The sequence below is a fragment of the Myroides sp. ZB35 genome, assembly GCF_001865835.1.
Classification (GTDB): domain Bacteria; phylum Bacteroidota; class Bacteroidia; order Flavobacteriales; family Flavobacteriaceae; genus Flavobacterium; species Flavobacterium odoratimimum.
Genome location: NZ_CP017769.1, coordinates 3,620,498 through 3,636,935, shown reverse-complemented (window position 1 = coordinate 3,636,935; position 16,438 = coordinate 3,620,498). Strand labels below are relative to the sequence as shown.

Genomic DNA, 16,438 nt, shown 5'->3' with positions numbered 1-16,438 from the left:
AATGAAAGAGAAAGGAAGTAGAATTGCTTTGCAGTATTTGGCTAATGCTTAATCTGGGTTAAAGAAATAGAGGCGAAGCTGACCTTCTATATCTACTTCATTTACCCCCTTAAAAGCATAAAATAAATGCTGTTGTAAAGACCAAAAAGGGAAGTAATGATAAAATATTACAGTGTAGAAAAAGTATCATTTTATTATTTATCTGAAACAGATACCTATTGCTCTAAAATTAACAAATAAATTAGGTTTACTGTTTTTTTATCTCTAATAACTCGGATAGATTTAAAGGTGTTATGTGTTGATTATTAGTGGTTTATAGTATGGTTGCTGCTTGTGTTTAAGAGGCTTTGGGCTTTACAAGTCTTAAATTTAAGAGAGGGCAAAAGAAAGCCTTCTTTAATATAAAACATTATGAAAGCAAAACTTGTACTACTAACTCTTTTCTCGTTAGTAGTATTAGGGTGCTCCCCAGAAGATGGAGGCATTAGAGAAAAAGAAGTGACTATCATTTTTATCAATAAAGAAAACAAGTATTGATAAACGATAGTTTTGACTTGATTAATGAACTGAAAATTGAGAATGCAACTAAAGAACAAGTTGTGTGGCTCAGTGAAAACCCAAGTGTTGTTCGCTTAAATGGAAGCATAGCTAAAGCGCTTTCAGAAGGAGAAACCAAAATTACAGCCAAAGTAAAGAATACTAACGTTCAGGCGAGTATGAAGATTCGTGTACAAGAACAGATCTTACAATTTAAACAAAAAGAATTATCTTTAGTTACGAATAAGACTTTTAATCTAAATTATCTACTAGAAATTAAAAATATTGAGCAGAACCAGCTAAAATGGACTGTAGAAAACCCCAATATTTTAACTATAAATAAAGGACAGATTACTACTTCTAGAGAAGGACGATCTAAAGTGACTATGGATAATCCAATTATCAAAGTAGATCGTGAAGGATACATCAAAACGTTTTTTGGGCAAACAGGAGTAACGAATGTAACGCTTAGAAGTAGACAGAATCCACATGTATCGATCACGATGAGAGTAGAAGTGGTCAGTTTTATAAATGATGTTTTGGTCAGCTCACACATCTTTGACGAGATTATAATTGATGGAACCCATACAGGCGAATTACAGTATCAGCTGTTTAGCCCTAGGAGAGAAGGTATCTCTATACAAGATTTTGTTCTCTATGACGGATATAATCGAGTGATCTTTAGAGACTCTAAGACCTACGCACTAGAACAGATTTATAGTATTAAGCTAAACAAAGTCTATAAACCATACGCCGAGTTTACCTTAATGTATAAAGACATAGCCATCAGATGTAGAAAAGAAGTCAACGTAGTAACTGGAATACCGATACCAAAGGCGCCCCCTTCGGGGAATTAAGAATTAGGTTTCCTTACAGGATTGTGTTAACACGGGAGGGGGGCCGTAGGGCGGGGTGGTTCTTTCGTTTAATTCCTAATTCCCCGAAGGATCTGTGCGGTTATTATACCCAATGGTGTAAAATTTTAACATTTTGTGAGTTTAAACTACAACAGTGAGTTTAATTATTGTTATAAGTTTATAAATGAAATTTAGATCTATTCATTTTATGATATAAAACTTATAATAAGTGATTTAGATTTCTATCTATTGTAATTATTATAATTATATCAGCCATTTAATTAGATAAATAAAAATCTATTTAGAGTGAAAATGTTTAATATTCTAAAGGAATAATTATTCTTAATTAATAACCAGGACTAATTATGAGGTTGTTCTTATAGTTAGTTATTAAAATCGATACAGTATGAAAAAAATCTATTTTATGATGGGGCTAATAACTCTTTCAACAGTAGTAGTATCTTGTTCAAATGATGATAATTTACAACAAGATATACAAGCAGAACAAAAAGAAAAGCAGGCACAGGAGGTCTTAACAACACTAGAAGTGAAAAGCTTTTCTGATGATAATATGAGTGATCGTGGTGATTTTGATTTAGATAAAGATAAAACAAAGAGAGAAGGAAAAGGAAAAGGAAAATAATAAGTGTGTACCTTTTTTAAGGTTATAGATTTTGCAGTGTAATAAAGCGATTCATTTTGAATCGCTTTATTGTTTTGATTATAAAGCAATCGTTATGCGTTTTAGTTTATTATTATTTTTATTTTGTTTTCTATCTTGTAATGGCGTGGCAGAGAAAAAAACAAAAGAAACAAACTATTTTGAAGGTTATGCTGAGGCTATTGATAAAGAAGTTTATCTAGATAGTATTGCTACTTTGATAATAAAAAGACCTAATGACTCTTTAACTAGAGAAGCACTTTTGAGATTAGCTAACCGCTATGAGTGGATAAAGCGGGATAAAAAGGTTAAAAAAAATCTAGAAAAACTGTACTCTTACTCAAAACAACAGGGAGATACAGCACATATAGCCAAGACCTATTGGTATTTAGGAGATTATTACGATAGAAGACAGATTTTAGATAGTGCTTATTTTTACTATCTCAAAGCTGAGAAACTTTATGCCTTGCAAAAGGATAGTATTAATTGGGCTAAAATGCTTTCTTATAAAGCTGGTGTTTTACACGATACAGGGGTTTATACAGAGAGTGAGACTACGATAGCCCAAGTTCTACAAGTGTTATCCAAACAAAAAAATACTAGACTTATCTATGAGGCCAACTTCCAAATGGCGTCAGTACTGAAAGAGCTGAAAGAGTATAGAGGTGCTTTAGAGTATTATGTAAAAATACCAGAATTACTAAATAGATTAGAAGAAGAAGGATATGACAAATTTAATTTACAGCGCTCTTGGCTATCCTATTATAATAATATAGGAGGGTATTATCAAGAAGTAGGTAATTTAGAAGAAGCCAAAACTTACTTTCAAACTGCACTTAGAAATCAGTATGTAGATAGTTTTCCCAGATTAAAGGCAATGGTTTTAAATAACTACGGTTATAATCAGATGCTTCTTTGTGAGGATACTCGAGTGATACAACCTACGCTTGAATCTGCTTTAGATATTCGGACGCAGATTAACCATAAACAAGGTATTGTCGCTAGTAAAATAAGAATAGCGGAGTTAAATCTTTTAAAGCAAGATACCTTAACGGCTTTAGTTTTAATGAAGGAAGCTTATACTATGGCTGCAGAAGATAAGAATCTTTATGAATTGACAGAAAGTCTAAAATTTTTATCCGAATATAATGTTCAGGACAAAGAGCTCTATACCACTCTTTATCTCAGAACCCAAGATAGCATAAGAACTCTTGAACGTCTAACGAGAAATAAATTTGCTCGCATCGAATATGAAACAGGAGAAATAGAAAAGAGAAATGATCTTCTAAAGCAAAGAAATGCATATTTAGGAGGAGTTATTTTACTTGTAGTTATACTGTCTATTGTATTTTTTATTGTGCTTAGTTTGCAAATGAAAAATAAAAAACTTTTATATCAGCAAAAAGATCAACAAGCTATACACCAGATTCAAGCTTTGCTTTTACAGCAACAAAGCATAACCTATAAGGCAAAAAACAAACAAAGAAAACAAATAGCCAAAGACCTACATGACTCTATTATTAATAGGGTATTTACTGTGCGTATTAACCTTGGGCAACTGTCAACTGATCAAACTAAAGAGAGAGAAAAGTTAATAGATCAATTAACGCAAATTGAAGCACAGACCAGAGCTTTATCTCACAATATGCACAAGACCTTATTTAACCAAGAACAAGATTTTAGTTTAGTACTTGAGAATTTAATATTAAGCCAGAAAAATACATTCGAAACTGTTTTTGAGTGTTCTATTGATAGACTTATTAATTGGGAAGTGTATACATTGTACCAAAAAGCACAGTTATACCTTATTGTACAAGTATTGCTTCAAAATGTAAATAAACATGCTCAAGCTACTAAGTGTTTAGTGATTATTCTTTTAAGTGAGCACCATATTATTGTTAAAATCCACGATAATGGTATTGGTATCGATACTAAGAAAATAGATAAAGGATTAGGTTTTAAAAATATAAAACATCGATTAGAAGCTCTACAAGGAAAAATGACAATATCTACTATTAGTCAGATGACAACGATTAGTTTAGAAATTCCCTACTTTCAAAAGAATATTTAAGGATATTTTTGTTGTATTTTTTATAAATATAATATTGTGTAATTTTTTTTTAATAGTAAATTGCATTGTGTTTTTTATAAAATAATTATATGACTATATTACTTGCCGATGATCATTTCATGACTTTAGAGGGATATATTTCTATTTTAAACGATGAATCTAATACTTACATTAAAGCCCAAAACTGTGAAGAACTCTATAGTCAGATACTTTGTTTAGACCAGCTTGACGTAGCTATTATAGATTATGATATGCCTGTATACGAAGAGCAAAATATATCGTCAGGTTTAGATTGTACTTCCATGATTAAAGAGCGCTTTCCTTATTGTAATATTATTTTAATAACTGCACATGAGGAAGCCTTTATTCTTTATGGTATTTACCGTAATAAAACGATAGATGCACTGATTGTAAAATCAGATTTTTCTGCCAAGACTTTACAAGATTTGATTTATAATGATAAGAGATCAGAACCTTTTTATAGCCCTATTGCCAAGGAGTCTATAAAAAAGGTAATTGCTAAAAATACACTTCTAGATCCTAAGAACAGAGAGATTTTAATGTATTTATCTCATGGATATAAAATTACGCAGTTAGAGAGTTTTGTATTTTTAAGTACAAGTGCTATACAAAAGCGAATAAGTAAAATGCTACATGAGTTTAATGTAACAGATTATCAGGAATTAATTCAAATAATAAAATACAACCAATTGCTCTAGTATTTTAAGAATATATTGATTTACAATATATTACTTGTTTTTTAAGAGTAAAAAGTGTTTTTAGTTTGATTTTATAGGTGTTGTTTTGTTTATGACTAATATTTATACTTTAAATTTGCTTAAATGTTTGTTTTTTTAACACTTGTTGTAGGTTGACTTCCTATATAGTTAATTGTCTTGTTGTCAGTTTTTTATATTGAATCAGTGTTGTTAAATTTATGTTATTATAAACCAAAATAATATTGATAATATGAAATTACACCACAAGATCCTTTTAGGATCATTCATCTCAGTAGCTCTGGTATCATGTAATACAAATGACAATGATACACCAGCAAATGATAGTAGTAAGGGGTTAAAAGAATTAAGAGCAGTGCCTAAAGCTGATATTGTTTCAGGATTTGAAGGTGCGAAAGTCTGTAAGGATGTTTATCCAAAAGGAACTGATCCAAGAGGGGCTGTTGTCAGAAGTACAAAGTGGCCTAATGGAAGTGTTATTACTGTAGGGTTATATGGAGGAACTCCTTATGTTCGCAGTAAGGTTAAACAATACGCTCAAGAATGGTCTAACTATGCCAATATCACTTTTAACTTTGTAGAAAGCGGTACTCCTCAGATTAGAGTTACTTTTACTCAAGGAGCTGGATCGTATTCTTATTTAGGAACACAAGCCCTTAGTATTCCTTCTAATGAAGAAACAATGAACTTTGGTTGGTTTAATGATTCAACTAGCGATACAGAGTTCAGCAGAACAGTTATCCATGAGTTTGGTCATGCGCTAGGAATGATACACGAGCACCAACATCCTTTAACGAATATTCCATGGGATAAAAATAAAGTGTATGCTTATTACGCTGGTTATCCGAACTATTGGAGTAAAAAAGATGTGGATAACAATCTTTTTGCAACTTATTCAACTACGCAAACTCAGTATAGCGCTTATGATACACAGTCAATTATGCATTATAGCATAAGCAGCGCTCTTACAACAAATGGATTTAGCGTAGGAAATAACTCTGTTTTATCAGCAACAGATAAACAGTTTATTGCAACAGTGTATCCAAGAAACTAAATTATATACATTAGGTTAGTTTTAATAACAGTCTACCTTGCCCTGGTGTGAGGTAGACTTTATCTATAGATGGCTATGCGTAAAAATTATCTTCTATTGTGTCTTATTCTTTTGTCAACCTATTTGTCTGGTCAAGTCAAAAGCCCTCCTTCTTATATTATTCCCTATCTACACTGGAATCAAGAAAAACTAAATTGGAATATAGCAGGCAATGAGTTTGGACAGTATCCTAATGTACTCTCAGAACTAGAGTGGGAGAAGTTATATGGGCCAGAGATTGGGACAGAAGCAGCTCTAACAGTATGGTCTAAGTTTCAAGTAAAGTTAGACTTAAGTTATAAAACCACCTTAAGTGGAAGAGTTACCGATACGGATTACGCAGGCGACAATAGGCTGGTAACCACCTCAGAGTTTAATCTTAAAAGTGATAAAGGACATCATATCAAAACAAGATTAGAATTGTCTTATCTTGCTTGGTCTAATGATTTCTGGTCTATAAGTCCTCATATAGGCTATTGGGCAAGTTATCAGAAGCTGTATATGTTAGATGGAGATATTCCACTTATACCCCAAAAGAAACTTAACAGTAAATACAGCCCTCAATTACAGGGGATAACATTAGGTGTACAGACTTACTTTAGACATCATAAATGGGAAACTTCTTTAGACCTTACAGGGATCTATCTACCTTATTACACAGCCAAAGCAACTTGGAATCTTAGAGAGGAACTAAGGCAACCACTTAGTTTTAAACATAAATCTAAAGGAGTAGGATATAATAGCACACTGCGAATCGGATATCAACTCGCAAGACATATCCAACCTTTTGTATCGGCTAGTTATACACACATAAAAATAAAGAAAGGAACAGACGAACTTTTTAAAGCCAATGGAACAACTCATACCGCCCAGTTAAATGAAGTTCATTCAAGTGGTTTAAGTCTAGGGATAGGAGTAAAGATATTTTTAGGTTCCTTATAAATAGCGTCTTAAACGTTTAAAAAAATCACAAAAAAAACACTCTCTTGATGTTAAATATAACAGTGTTCTTTCAAATAATAGCAAAACTTGATTGCTTAAAATTCAAAAAAAATATAAAGGAAAAACAAACAGATAAACACAACAAAGGATTTAATAGTTGGACTCACCTTATATCTATGTTATTTTATTTAAGTATAGAAAACCACCGCCTTTGGCGGTGGTGATGTTTTATAGGCTATGCCTTTTATAGGTTTGTACTATAAAACATTTAAACAGTGAGTAAATATAGAAAATTAACGCATGTGTATTACAAATGTGATTATCACATAGTTTTTACACCAAAGTATCGTTTCTAAATTTTGGAAGGTATGATAAAGAGTTTGATTGAATATGATATTCAATTGATTAGTAGTTGGAAAGGTGTTCAAGTTCAAGAAATGAATATTCAGAAAGACCATATTCATTTAGTATATTCCATTCCCCCCCCCAAAGTATCTATCAGTGAATTTATGGGAATTCTTAAAGGTAAATTAGCTATAAAACTCTTTAAAACATATCCAACATTAAAACAGAAGCCATATTGGGGTAATCATTTTTGGTCTCGTGGATATTTTGTTAGTACAGTAGGATTGGACGAAGATATGATAAAACGATATGTCAAGTATCAAGAAGATAATGATAATCAATCATAATACCCCTTTGGGGCTAATCTGAAAAACAAAGCCATCATTTTTAATGGGGGCTTTTTACTATAGGGTTCTAAGACGTCAGAAATACAACAAAAACTGGCAATAGGATAAGAAGAATCTATGACCTGTTTTTGTTTGTAATGTAATATAAATGCAGTTAAAATATTAAAAAAGTTAAATAAGATTGATAATCCATAGAAAGAACTGTTTTATAGTAGCTAGCAAAATTAATTTTCTATTTTTGGACAATGTAAACTATTTATAACATTAAAAAAGAGAAATTATTTTATGAGGCAGTTAGATCAGACCCCAATTGAGAGGATGGTATCACCTATACAACGATTTATTAAACAAGAAAAGTCTGGTGGTATAGTATTAGGATTAAGTGTAATTATAGCACTTATATTAGCCAATACTTCTTTAAAAGAACATTATCATCATATTTTAGAATATAAGTTTGGTTTTCAATGGGCAGGAAATAGTTTTTTCGAATATAGTTTACATCATTGGATTAACGATGGCTTGATGGCAATTTTCTTTTTCGTAGTAGGTTTAGAGTTAAAAAGAGAAATTGTAGCGGGGGAGTTATCTAATCCAAGAAAGGCAATGCTTCCTATTGGAGCGGCATTGGGTGGAATGGTTGTTCCTGCTGTTATCTATTTTGTTTTAAATCCAAGTGGAGAAATGTCTAATGGTTGGGGAATTCCTATGGCAACTGATATTGCATTTGCATTAGGAGTACTTTATTTACTAGGAAGTAGAATCCCATTAACACTAAAGGTGTTTTTAACTGCTTTAGCTATTGTTGATGATCTAGGAGCTGTACTTGTTATTGCTTTCTTTTATACTTCAGAGATTTCAACTTTGCATTTATTAGTTGGATCTTCTATATTAGTTCTAATGTATTTAGGAAATAGAATGGGAGTAAGAAATATACTGTTCTATGCTATTTTAGGAATTGGAGGAGTATGGACAGCGTTTTTGTTATCAGGTGTTCACGCTACTATTGCAGCAGTATTGGCAGCATTTACAATTCCAGCTAATGTTAGAATTAGTGAAGAGGTATTCAGTGAAAAGATACAAGTCCTTTTAGATAAATTCAAAGCAATAGATCCTGATAATACCAAACCTACGTTGACTAATGAACAATTGCATATTTTAGAAGAGATTGAAAAGAGTAGTGCTTCTGCAACGCCGCCTTTACAACGTTTAGAGCACATGATGCATCCTATGGTTACTTTTATAATCATTCCTATTTTTGCTTTAGCCAATGCAGGTGTATCTTTAGCTATTGATTTTGATCATTTATTTAGTACAAATGTAGCCCTTGGAGTAGCTCTTGGTTTATTAGTAGGAAAAGTTGTGGGAGTAGTTGGTTTTACATTAGTTTTAGTAAAGTTGAAAGTAGCTCCTTTTCCTGAAGGGATGAATATTAAAAACCTTTTTGGATTGAGTCTTCTTGCTGCTATTGGTTTTACTATGTCGTTGTTTGTAACTTCATTAGCTTTTACAAGTGAGGAATATATGACTCAAGCTAAAATCGGTATTTTTGTTGCTTCTATAATTGGAGGAGTGATAGGGTATTACGTTTTGAGTAAAGCAAAAAAATAGAAAAAAGGAATTGTAGATGACAAATAAGTTTTTCGATTACATCAATCTTCATAAAGGAGAAGAAAAAGGAGAGAAAGTTCTAGAGAATATTAGAGCTAATATCGCTTTTAAGGGAGCTAATTTATGGATTTTAGCTTGCGCTATTATCATTGCATCTGTTGGATTAAATGTAAATTCAACAGCAGTAATTATAGGTGCCATGTTAATTTCTCCATTGATGGGACCGATTGTTGGAGCTGGATTTGCATTGGGGACGTATAATTTTTTGTTGCTTAAAATAGCTATAAAGAATTTAATTATTGCTACTATTGTTAGTTTATTGGTCTCCGCTATTTATTTCTACATTAGTCCTTTTAAGGATGTTCAATCTGAATTATTAGCTCGTACTTCTCCAACAATTTACGATGTTTTGATTGCGTTTTTCGGTGGGCTTGTTGGGGTTATTTCTATTACTAGAGTTGAAAAAGGGAACCCTATTCCAGGAGTTGCTATTGCCACTGCATTAATGCCTCCCTTATGTACTGCAGGATATGGTTTAGCTACATTTAATTTAAGTTACTTTTTTGGAGCTTTTTATTTGTATACAATTAACTGCTTCTTTATTTGTATAGCTACTTTTTTTGTAATTAAGTACTTGAAATATCCAACATCATCTATTTTAGATACCCAGAAAGAAAAGCGTATTAGATACGGAATTAGTATGCTGATTCTGGTTATGATAATACCCAGTTTCTATTTAGCTTATACGCTATTTCAAGAAAAGAAATTTACCAAAACGGTTGAGGAGTTTATTGATTCGGAGTTTACTGATAGGGGATATACTGTAATTTACAAAAAAATAAATTACAATAGTAAGCCTAAAAAAGTAGAGCTTGCTTTTTTGGATAAAAAACTAACAGAAGAAAATATTCTGCTGTACAATAGATTATTGCAAGAAAAAGGTTTGGGCGAAGTAAATCTTACATTTAAACAAGATGAAAAAGATATCAAATCAGAAATTTTAAATGAACTCAATAGGCAAGATCGCTCATTTGCAGAGAAAGATATTATAATTAATGATTTAAAGCGCGAGTTAGCTAAGTACAAGGTGAGCGAGCCTGGTCTGGTGAAAGAGATCGGAGTATTGTTCCCATCACTCGAACAAGTATCTTTAGGTAAAGTAGAGCGAAATCTAACCGATACAACTAGTCAAGTCGATTGGGTGTTAATGTATAAAGATAGTGTTGCACCTATAAAAAATTCAGAAAAGATACGTATCACGAATTGGCTAAAAGCTCGATTACAAGTAGATACTGTTTTAGTAGTGAATACATACCAGCCAGTTGTATATACTAAAGAGTAATTTAGCAATTAAAAACATATCAAAGAGCTCCTTACTTATTTTGTGAATAGGGGGCTTTCTTTTTTTGTTACTAATGAGAAAAATATATTGTTAAAATGAAGTAAATTGTCATATGTAAAAAAGAGAAAGATGGAAATAGTAGTTTTAGTTTGCTTGAGTGTTTTATCTATATTGATAGGTATTTCAGGTGTTTATATGACAATGTTATAGTTTGTACCTGTTCGCTGGGTATATTATATGGAGGTACGCTTACCATTAGCAATTGTAGTTTTATTAATTGCAGGAGGATTGACATTTTATTGGCCTGACTATTGGTCTTGGTTGAGTTATATCCCTTTTGTTTTGACAATTTTCGGAGTATTACTGGTTTATCGATTAACACAAGAACGCATGTTTGTCTCAGTAGATTTTACGGAAATGAAAGCAGTGACAACAGAAGAGTTACTGGTTGATGGCAGTGAGTTAGCTGTGATAGAATACAATGGGGTAACAAAGTGTTATACTTTAGATTATGTCATCGATCACCACATTATTAACGATCAGTTTGGTTCTAAGACCGTGTCATTGACCTATTGTGCAATGTGTAGAAGTATTATTCCCTTTGATGTAACGGCTATAGGACCTTTATATGTTAGTTCGTTTAAACATGCTAATATGATAGTCTCTGACCGCAAGACAGGAACTTTTTATCAGCAGGCTAACTTCGAATCACTCATAGGGAAACTACACACTAGTGAATTGGTGGCGATTCCGTTTCAGATAGCGACTTGGGAGGAAGTAAAGAAGATGTTTAAAAACCCTATAATGCTAGTATTAAGAGAAGGTGACCTTACACCCTTTGAACTTCCTATAAAAGGCTTGTGGAAGCGTATTGTTGCTTCAGAATGAACTGACACCAGGATTATCGAGTAAAAATAAGGATAAGACTTTTCCTGCTAGAACAGGGGTGATAGGTTTTGTAGATAAGGCAAATAATACAACCGTTGCTTATTTAAAACAAGCTGTTTTAGCTCAAGGATTAGTTGTTAATAAAAAAGGCTAATTTCTTTTTAGTAGCTCACCAAAACAATGTGATTGGTTTTCGTTGGGATCATAGACAGGATTTAACGTTAGATTTACCAGCTAGATATATTACAGCAGAGGAGAGACTCAATGTTGGGACTTGAATGGAAAGTATCAATCGGGAGATGATAAGCAAGATTTAGAGCTCATTCGGGTATCTGATGAGTACTGGTTTTCGTGGAAACGCTTTCATCCAAACACCCAGATCATTGATTTATAATTAAAAACAGGCAGTCTAAAAGGCCTGAAAAGCAAAAAACTGTCTAAAAAAGTGAGGGACATTGTTTTTCTTAAAAATAATTATCTTCAAGGTCGTTGAAATCGTATCAACTATACAACAACTGGTTTTGAATCTAAAGTATCTGTATCAAGCTTCAAATTGCTTGGAATGCTCGCTAAAAGTATAATGTAATAAAGCAGTAGAAAATAGAACAGTTACGATGAAATATAGACTTGTTAAATTAAATAGCAAAAATAAATTTACTAGATTTACATTAATAGGGGGGGTAAATGGTTGAAATTGAGCTGATAGCACTTGTGTATAATCTAAGTAAACGTACCAAAAATAAAGCCAAATCTACATCAAAAAACAGTTTTCCTCTTAAACAAAAAATAAAACAGCCTAGAGCTAAAATATGTTTTAAATGTGCTGAATCTTGATTGTAATCAAAAATGATGATTTTGTATACAAAATAAAAGGGTGACCTTTTGGGATACCCTCTTACTTTGTCATTACAATTACTATATTCAAAAATGTCTTATCTTTTAAAACTCTCCATTTTCTAAAATAAAATCAAACTTCTCTTCACTGTTCGTTTTTGTATAAAGAATTTCACTTTCAATCAATTCTTTTAAACTATTTGCCACTACATTTCGTTGCCATGATTCATTTTGAAGTTCTATAATTTGTCCATAGTAACCCGATTCACTTGGATCTGTATCATATAGTAAATAGTCACCATTTCTACCTTCTGCGATTGGGATCCAACGCTTGTTTACATAACCATCACATTTTAATTTCTTATCAAACTTGGCTATTAGTTCTTCTTTAACTTCTTCCTCTTCATCTATTACCCCATTAACATCTTCCCATTCCTCAACAATTTTTTCAAATGGTAACAAATCGTAGATCCAACCATTCACATTAAAACCAAAAACTGATGTGACTGCATTCCAATATACATTTCCACCTTTGTAAAAATTAATCAACTCGGCAGGTAATACCAGCTCTTCAGAAGAACTTATCACTGTATCAAGCTCTTCTTGAGTAATTCCAGGCTTTATATTATAGTACTTATTTTGTTTATCTACAAATTCAAGAATAGTCCCTTTCCAATTAGTCCATATATCCTCAAGATAAGCAAACTCAGGATCAATATGTAAAATATCTATAGATTCCTCTTCATTATATCCCCGTATCGATAAAGATTCCAATTTTCCGTCTTTCATACCATACCAAACACAAACATCACAAAAAGCAAAAGCCCCATTAGTATCTTCTGGCCAAAGCTTTACTCGATCCTCTTTATTGATTTCATAATAGGTCATCGGATCATACTCATCACTAATTGTAATCGTTCCCCTAAAGGTTGATTGAGGAGCATACTTATGTTCTACTTTCTTAAAAGGAACTTCTATAGCCTCTATTTTTCCCTCTTCCTTAGCAAAAGCTCTCAGTCCTACTTCATGCCATATATATATCGTATTAACTTTTAAAGATACAACTTCTGGTTGTCCAATTTCACTAATTAGAGATTCAATAGGAATTGGAAAGTCATAATAGGTATCGTTAATCAAGAAGCCTACATAACGAAAATTCAAATTTACCATCGTAGTTTTTTTTCGAAAGTAGTAATTTTGTTCGTATTCAAGAAAGATATTCTTCAAAACTTACGTTAGATAGCTTTCGTTCTTTACTCCATAGATTTGATACCTCAGGCTCTAGCTAGATGGTATTGAGTTTCAGAGTTTTTATTGTTACAGGACTGAAAAAGTTGTACAAAACTAAAAAGTTAAGATGACTTCTATTTTATTCTTATCAAAATGAAAGAAATGGAGTTTTAAGTATTTTTTTAAATTCAAGTAAACTTTCATTCTTGTAGAAGTTTAAAAATTGTAGTTTTGTTTTTAAAAACTTCACAAGCATTTGTTTTGTACCTAGACTTAACAAAAGAGCGGTGTGAATAAGAAGAAACGTATTAATATCTCATTGTATTGAATTTAGCTAATCCTATTAGTAAAGTAACTTTATTATTTATTATAATTTCTTTTTTTACTTTTAATCAAAGTAAAGCCCAGCAGCAAGTATCAACTACTATAGATTCTTTAGCAAAAGTATATTCAAAATATGTATATTCAGAACCACATAAAGCTAGAAAAGCTGCTGTTACTTGGTTAGCCTTGAGTGAAGAGCATGATTTAGAAAAAGAAAAGGCTCGAGCCTACTATTCTTTAGGTAACTTAAGTTCAATTAATGGTAATTATAAAGAGTCTGTAGAATATGCATTAAAAACAATTGAATTATTAGAAAAATTAAAGATGGAGCAGGGGTTACCTGCTGCATATAATCTGTTGTCGCTTAGTTATAAAAATTTATCGTTATACTCCAAAGCGATGGAAAGTTTTATGATATGTATTGAGAAGGCTAAAGCTGTGGGGGATGTTCTTCAAGAGGCAAATGCTTATCAGAATATAGCTACCCTGTATATAAAGAAGGGAATGCATGATAAAGCGATAGAAAGCTTAAAACTAGCTAATGATCTGTATAAATCAATCGAAGATACTGATGGAGTACTAACCACTTTGTTTAACTATGGTAATATCTTAAAAGAACAGAAAAAGTTTGATGAAGCTAGGGCGCAGTATATGACTGTTCTAAAATATCGTCAGCAAGAAGGGAATAAGATGGTTGAAGCTTATGTTAAGATTAATTTGGCTCAAATATTAGTACAAGAACAAAAGTTTAAAGAAGCTATACCACAATTGGAAAATACATACTCATTACTAGAGGAATTGAACTATGTTACTGATATGTCAATTGTATTGAATGATTTGGGGTTATGTGAGAGTAAAGTAGGAAATACAGCCAAGGCAATAAAGTATTTTGAAAAAGCATTGAGTATTTCTCAAGAACGTGCCATATTAGCTTATAATGCTGATTTTTTCCAGAATTTAGGATCACTTTATGCAGACCAAAAGCAATATGAAAAAGCGTATAATTACTTACATCGGAGTATTATTGCCCAAACCAAATTTACCACAATTGAGAAAGAAAAACATTTGGCCGGGCTACAACAACAGTATGAAACAGAACTAAAAGAGACAAAGATAAAACTGCTTGAAAAAGAACAAGGATTAAAAGAGGCAGAGCTTCGCGAGGTAGAACAATTAGTAGTTCGGCAAAAGCAGCTTCGAAATACTTTTATTATTGGGTTTATATTAGTTTCTATTCTCCTTATTATTTTGAGGTACTTTTATCTACAACGTTTGAAAGTGTCACAAGAACTACAAGTAGAGCTTGAGAAGAATGCAAATCACAAGATTAGTGAAATGGTCAAAGATCATAAAATTTCTATGATAGAGCGATATCAAAAAGGACAAGAGGAAGAAAGAGCTCGATTGGCTCGTGAATTGCACGATGGAATAGGTAGTGATCTGGCGGGAATCAAGATTGCCTTTGAGCATTATTTTTCTCAACAAGAGACTCAGCTGCAAACCAAGCGTTTACAAGAGGCCATTAACAATGCGTGTAAAGATTTACGTTTGTTGTCGCATCAATTACATCCGTTGGCTTTCTCGTCCATTGGTTTTAGTAGTTTCTTGAAAGAATATGTCGAAACTGTAAGTCAGAAAAATAATTTAATTATTAAAACCTATTTCTTTCCAGAAGCGGAAATCAATAAGCTATCTGATGATGTATTAGCAGGAGTGTATCGCATTGTTCAAGAATTAATTACTAATATTATCAAGCATGCTAAGGCATCAAGCGCTGAAGTTCAGTTGACAAAGCATGAGGATCACCTCAATATTCTTGTTAATGATAATGGTATTGGCTTTACTAAGGTAAAGAGACAAGGAATTGGGTTGCGCAATATTAGTGAGCGTTTAGAAAAACTAAAAGGAAGTATTGAAATAGATAGCAATGCTAAATATGGAACTTCTATAGCAATAAATATACCTATAATAAATAAGTAATGAGCGGAATAAATATAATCATCGCAGATGATCATCTGATGTTTTTAGAGGGATTAAACACCATATTACTTGATATGGAAGAAGTAAAACAAGTGCATTTAGCAACAGAGGGAACACAAGTATTACGTTTGTTAGAGCAATTTGATATACAGTTAGTCATTACCGATTTGAATATGCCTAAGATGGATGGTATAGAGTTGCTTACTAAGGTGAAAAAGGATCAATCATCTATAAAGGTACTGGTGTTAAGTATGTTGGATAACCCACGTGTGGTACACAAAGTAATTAAAAAAGGAGCAGATGGTTTTGTTCCTAAATTTACAAATAAAGAGGAATTGCAATTAGCTGTAAGAGAACTACTTAATAATAAGCAATATTTTTCAGAAGTTATTAAACAGCGTTATATGGAAAGTGTGTTTGATAAAAAAAAATATCAGGATATTGAATTGACCCAACGTGAAAAAGAAGTCTTAGCACTTTTGGCAGAGGAGATGACCTCTAAAGAAATCTCAGAGAAACTTTTTATATCTGTCAATACAGTAGAAACACATCGCAAAAATATATTATTAAAAACGGGATCTAAGACAACTACTGGTGCAGTAAAGTTTGCTATTGAGACAGGACTTTTTGATTCGTAGAAAA

16 protein-coding genes and 1 pseudogene are annotated in these 16,438 nt (G+C 32.2%); 16 read left to right on the top strand and 1 reads right to left on the bottom strand.

Annotated elements, in window-relative coordinates; all coding sequences use genetic code 11:
• The first annotated feature begins 411 nt into the window (after window positions 1–411).
• The 14 genes and pseudogenes from BK054_RS18760 to BK054_RS18855 all read left to right on the top strand — a co-directional run bounded on the left by BK054_RS18760 (window position 412) and on the right by BK054_RS18855 (window position 11,822).
• The gene (locus BK054_RS18760) at window positions 412–537 is read left to right on the top strand and encodes a hypothetical protein (RefSeq protein WP_006263943.1); all 126 of its coding nucleotides are present in this window, start codon (window positions 412–414) and stop codon (window positions 535–537) included.
• Complete coding sequence (locus tag BK054_RS16070) at window positions 534–1,394, top strand: Ig domain-containing protein (RefSeq protein ID WP_006265599.1); 861 nt, start codon at window positions 534–536, stop codon at window positions 1,392–1,394. The genes BK054_RS18760 and BK054_RS16070 overlap by 4 nt, the downstream gene beginning before the upstream one ends.
• A 406-nt stretch (window positions 1,395–1,800) precedes the next feature.
• Entirely contained in the window at window positions 1,801–2,037 is a 237-nt protein-coding gene (locus BK054_RS16065) for a hypothetical protein (protein ID WP_006263941.1), read from the top strand.
• Window positions 2,038–2,131: 94 nt separating this feature from the next.
• Window positions 2,132–4,126, top strand: coding sequence for a sensor histidine kinase (locus tag BK054_RS16060; protein WP_232234300.1), 1,995 nt, complete (start codon window positions 2,132–2,134; stop codon window positions 4,124–4,126).
• A gap of 89 nt (window positions 4,127–4,215) precedes the next feature.
• Window positions 4,216–4,845 carry a response regulator gene (locus tag BK054_RS16055; protein WP_071307538.1) on the top strand — a complete coding sequence of 210 codons (630 nt, stop codon included), beginning with the start codon at window positions 4,216–4,218 and terminating at the stop codon, window positions 4,843–4,845.
• A gap of 250 nt (window positions 4,846–5,095) precedes the next feature.
• Window positions 5,096–5,917: a M12 family metallopeptidase gene (locus BK054_RS16050; protein WP_006263938.1), complete on the top strand. Its 822-nt coding sequence runs from the start codon at window positions 5,096–5,098 to the stop codon at window positions 5,915–5,917.
• A gap of 75 nt (window positions 5,918–5,992) precedes the next feature.
• A complete protein-coding gene (locus tag BK054_RS16045) occupies window positions 5,993–6,898 on the top strand; it encodes an omptin family outer membrane protease (RefSeq protein WP_232234299.1) in 906 nt (301 codons plus the stop codon).
• A 47-nt stretch (window positions 6,899–6,945) separates the two neighbouring features.
• Window positions 6,946–7,122, top strand: coding sequence for a DUF4372 domain-containing protein (locus tag BK054_RS18230; protein ID WP_006263936.1), 177 nt, complete (start codon window positions 6,946–6,948; stop codon window positions 7,120–7,122).
• Between the two features lie 51 nt (window positions 7,123–7,173).
• Window positions 7,174–7,590, top strand: a pseudogene (gene tnpA, locus BK054_RS16040) (IS200/IS605 family transposase).
• Between the two features lie 285 nt (window positions 7,591–7,875).
• Entirely contained in the window at window positions 7,876–9,198 is a 1,323-nt protein-coding gene (gene nhaA / locus BK054_RS16035; protein WP_006263934.1) for a Na+/H+ antiporter NhaA, read from the top strand.
• Between the two features lie 16 nt (window positions 9,199–9,214).
• Window positions 9,215–10,540: a DUF389 domain-containing protein gene (locus tag BK054_RS16030; protein WP_071307537.1), complete on the top strand. Its 1,326-nt coding sequence runs from the start codon at window positions 9,215–9,217 to the stop codon at window positions 10,538–10,540.
• 237 nt (window positions 10,541–10,777) lie between these two features.
• Window positions 10,778–11,428: a DUF3179 domain-containing (seleno)protein gene (locus tag BK054_RS18225; RefSeq protein ID WP_006263932.1), complete on the top strand. Its 651-nt coding sequence runs from the start codon at window positions 10,778–10,780 to the stop codon at window positions 11,426–11,428.
• Window positions 11,415–11,582 (top strand): hypothetical protein, encoded by a 168-nt coding sequence (locus tag BK054_RS18385; RefSeq protein WP_156860102.1) that lies wholly within the window; start codon window positions 11,415–11,417, stop codon window positions 11,580–11,582. The genes BK054_RS18225 and BK054_RS18385 overlap by 14 nt, the downstream gene beginning before the upstream one ends.
• Window positions 11,583–11,666: 84 nt before the next feature.
• Window positions 11,667–11,822, top strand: a complete 156-nt coding sequence (locus tag BK054_RS18855; RefSeq protein WP_156860109.1) for a DUF3179 domain-containing (seleno)protein — start codon at window positions 11,667–11,669, stop codon at window positions 11,820–11,822.
• Window positions 11,823–12,367: 545 nt separating this feature from the next.
• Here the strand turns inward: BK054_RS18855 and BK054_RS16020 are convergent.
• Window positions 12,368–13,432: an SMI1/KNR4 family protein gene (locus tag BK054_RS16020; RefSeq protein ID WP_071307536.1), complete on the bottom strand. Its 1,065-nt coding sequence runs from the start codon at window positions 13,430–13,432 to the stop codon at window positions 12,368–12,370.
• A 384-nt stretch (window positions 13,433–13,816) separates the two neighbouring features.
• Here BK054_RS16020 and BK054_RS16015 point away from each other — a divergent pair, with 384 nt between their 5' ends.
• Entirely contained in the window at window positions 13,817–15,796 is a 1,980-nt protein-coding gene (locus BK054_RS16015; protein ID WP_071307535.1) for a tetratricopeptide repeat protein, read from the top strand.
• On the top strand, window positions 15,796–16,434 hold the full coding sequence (locus BK054_RS16010; RefSeq protein ID WP_006263928.1) for a response regulator: 639 nt from the start codon (window positions 15,796–15,798) through the stop codon (window positions 16,432–16,434). The genes BK054_RS16015 and BK054_RS16010 overlap by 1 nt, the downstream gene beginning before the upstream one ends.
• Window positions 16,435–16,438 lie beyond the last annotated feature (4 nt).

Excerpts from the sequence above, each read along its gene's own strand:
- BK054_RS18760 (WP_006263943.1), top strand. The coding sequence starts at position 412 with ATGAAAGCAAAACTTGTACTACTAACTCTTTTCTCGTTAGTAGTATTA.
- BK054_RS16065 (WP_006263941.1), top strand. The coding sequence starts at position 1,801 with ATGAAAAAAATCTATTTTATGATGGGGCTAATAACTCTTTCAACAGTA.
- BK054_RS16060 (WP_232234300.1), top strand. The coding sequence starts at position 2,132 with ATGCGTTTTAGTTTATTATTATTTTTATTTTGTTTTCTATCTTGTAAT.
- BK054_RS16055 (WP_071307538.1), top strand. The coding sequence starts at position 4,216 with ATGACTATATTACTTGCCGATGATCATTTCATGACTTTAGAGGGATAT.
- BK054_RS16050 (WP_006263938.1), top strand. The coding sequence starts at position 5,096 with ATGAAATTACACCACAAGATCCTTTTAGGATCATTCATCTCAGTAGCT.
- BK054_RS16045 (WP_232234299.1), top strand. The coding sequence starts at position 5,993 with ATGCGTAAAAATTATCTTCTATTGTGTCTTATTCTTTTGTCAACCTAT.
- BK054_RS18230 (WP_006263936.1), top strand. The coding sequence starts at position 6,946 with ATGTTAAATATAACAGTGTTCTTTCAAATAATAGCAAAACTTGATTGC.
- nhaA (WP_006263934.1), top strand. The coding sequence starts at position 7,876 with ATGAGGCAGTTAGATCAGACCCCAATTGAGAGGATGGTATCACCTATA.
- BK054_RS16030 (WP_071307537.1), top strand. The coding sequence starts at position 9,215 with ATGACAAATAAGTTTTTCGATTACATCAATCTTCATAAAGGAGAAGAA.
- BK054_RS18225 (WP_006263932.1), top strand. The coding sequence starts at position 10,778 with ATGGAGGTACGCTTACCATTAGCAATTGTAGTTTTATTAATTGCAGGA.
- BK054_RS16020 (WP_071307536.1), bottom strand. The coding sequence starts at position 13,432 with ATGGTAAATTTGAATTTTCGTTATGTAGGCTTCTTGATTAACGATACC.
- BK054_RS16010 (WP_006263928.1), top strand. The coding sequence starts at position 15,796 with ATGAGCGGAATAAATATAATCATCGCAGATGATCATCTGATGTTTTTA.